This is a genomic window from Microbacterium sp. Bi128 (genome assembly GCF_918698205.1).
The window spans coordinates 1-2,587 of sequence record NZ_CAKKMM010000711.1; the positions used below are offsets into that span (position 1 = coordinate 1).

Sequence of the window (2,587 nt, forward strand, 5' to 3'; positions counted from 1 at the left end):
GTTGATGATGGGCCGCAGGCGGTCGCCGTCCTGGAAGGCAAGGTTGTGCAGCACCACCCCCTCGCGGACGTCGAAGCCGACGTCGAGGCTCCATTTTTCCCATTCGACGTGGTTGCCGCCGGTGACCGTGAAGCTGGGCCCGTCCGGCTGCGTGATGTTGATGGGCTTCTGCGTGGTGCGCAGCGGGCCGGTGAGCTCCGGATCGGTGTAGTTGCCGTGCTCCGCGGGAATCGGGACGGCGCCGGTGTCCAGCACCTGCGTCACTTCCTGGCTCACGACGTCGACATAGGCCACGAGCCCGTCCACCGGGTGCGCCCAGGCGCTGTCCTCGGGGAAGTCCTGCACGAAGGCCAGGCCTCGCAGGATCCGCCGGCCCCTTTCCTCCGGGTACTCGAAGACGCCGGCGGACAGCGGGGCAACGCGGACCTTGCTGACGTCCAGACCGCGGCTGGCGAGGGCCTTGAGCCAGCGCTCGTCCGTGGCCAGGAGCTGTTCGACGACTTCGAATTCCTCCTCGAGCACCGGGAGCTCGCCGGTTGCCGCCGTGTCCAGCTCGACGGCGGAAACCACCGTGCCGCTGGAGACCGAAACGGTCACATCGGCCGGCCTTCCCCCTGCGGCATCGTGCAGGAAGACCCGGAACCGGCGGTCCTCACTTTCGGCCGGCGCGTTCCGGGCGGGGTCCAGCAGACCGAGGTACGCGATGCGCCGGGTCCCGCCCAGCAGTCCCGCGGCACGCAGGATGCCCTGGACCGCGGTGATTTCGGCGCCCGTGGCCAGGCTGTAGGGGCTGTAAGGGGTGCGGGTGTCAGTTTGTGCGGTCATCATGACGGCCTTCGTTCGGTGACCCTGGCGGGTCAGAACTTTATTTTCTATAGTTGTAGAGAATACGGAAATGTAAGCTGTGCCACAAGAGTCCGACGCAAAATATTTGGGGAGCTGTCCGGTGCCAAAGATTGTCGACCACGACCAGCGGCGGCTTGAACTCGTCGACGCCACGTGGCGGATCATCGCCCGGCTCGGGATTGAAAGTGCCACCATGCGGGAAATTGCCCTCGAGGCAGGCTTCGCGAACGGCGCCCTCAAGCCCTACTTCCCCACCAAGGATGACCTGCTGACCTTCGCGTTCGGACACGTCTTCAACCGCACCAACGAGCGCATCGCTGGAGTCACCGCGGGGCAGGCCGGGCTGGCGGCCCTGCGGTCGTTTTGCGTCGAGGTGCTGCCACTGGATGAGGAGCGGATCAACGAGGCCCGGATTGTCATCCCGTTCTGGCAGAAGGCCATCAATGACCCCGGCAAGGCCCGGATCCACCGGGATTCGATGGAGCAGTGGCTTGCGGCGATGCGGCGGTACCTTGCCGAGGCGCGGCAGGCCGGCGCCGTCACCACCGCCGTCGACGACGCCGCCCTGGCCGGGCAACTGCTTAACCTCCTTCTCGGCGCGCAGATTACGGCGGCACTCACCCCGGAAGGCCAGGTGGAACTCGGGCTGAACGAGCAGCTGGAGGGCTTCCTGACCCTGCTGGCCTGCTAGGCCCCAGGCAATCTTTATTCGCCGAGCGTCGAAAAAAGATGACATCGGCGGGCCGCGCCGCTACCCTGAAAGGACTGTGTCCCATGACACATTCCAAGAATTATGACGGCGTCAGGATCTTCGATGACTGCAGTTGCAACCCGCCCAGTGGCCAGCCCCGCCGGACAGCATGTCCTCACCAGCACAGCAGAATCTTTCGACCACTGGAGGCACCTGGTCGCGGAGTCCTTCGTTCCCCTGGCCGCCTCGAGCGCCGATGCGGACAACTTCCGCGGCCGCATGCGGGCCCGCAGGCTGGACCGGGTGGCACTCGTCGAGGTCTCCTCCTCGAGCCATGAGGTCCACCGCACGCCGGCGCTGATTGCGCAGTCCAACCAGCGCTATTTCAAGCTCAATCTCCAGCTGCAGGGCACCGGGCTCCTGATCCAGGACAACCGCGAGGCAGTCCTGCATCCGGGGGATCTCTCCATCTATGACACCAGCCGCCCGTACACGCTTGCCTTCGAGGGCGACGCCCGGCTCATGGTGCTGATGTTTCCCGGGGACGCGCTGTCCCTGCCGCCGGACTGCATCGCGCAGCTTTCGGCGCTGCGGATGGCCGCCGACGGGGGCCTCGCCGCGATCGTCGGTCCCTTCATCGCCCATCTCGCCGAGAACCTGGAGGCGCTGAGCGGCCCCAGCGGATCGCGGCTGGCCACCAACGCCCTTGATCTCGTCTCCACGATGCTGCATTCGGAACTGGACATGTCCCCCGACCGTATGAGGCCCCAGGCCCTGTTGGCGGCATCCGTCCGCGAGTACATCGATGCCCACCTGGCCGATCCAATGCTGTCACCGGCGTCCATCGCGGCGGCCCATTTCATCTCCACCCGGCACCTGCACAACGTCTTCCATGAATCCGGGACCACCGTGGCGAGCTGGATCCGGACCCAGCGGCTGGAGGGGGCGCGCCGCGAACTGCGCGATCCGCTCCTGGCCGGAATGCCGGTCGGAGCCGTGGCCGCGCGCTGGGGCTTCCTGGATGCGGCCCATTTCAGCCGCTCCTTCCGT

General features: G+C 66.5%; 2 protein-coding genes and 1 pseudogene. 2 read left to right on the forward strand and 1 reads right to left on the reverse strand.

Annotated features, from left to right (window positions below; genetic code table 11):
- Window positions 1-828: pseudogene (locus tag LQV45_RS25220) on the reverse strand (histamine oxidase); the annotation flags it as partial.
- A gap of 118 nt (window positions 829-946) precedes the next feature.
- Between LQV45_RS25220 and LQV45_RS25225 the strand changes: the two are divergent.
- The gene (locus LQV45_RS25225; RefSeq protein ID WP_223917200.1) at window positions 947-1,537 is read left to right on the forward strand and encodes a TetR/AcrR family transcriptional regulator; all 591 of its coding nucleotides are present in this window, start codon (window positions 947-949) and stop codon (window positions 1,535-1,537) included.
- A 123-nt stretch (window positions 1,538-1,660) separates the two neighbouring features.
- Window positions 1,661-2,587: helix-turn-helix domain-containing protein (locus LQV45_RS25230; protein WP_230009365.1), on the forward strand; the 927-nt coding region annotated here is incomplete at its 3' end.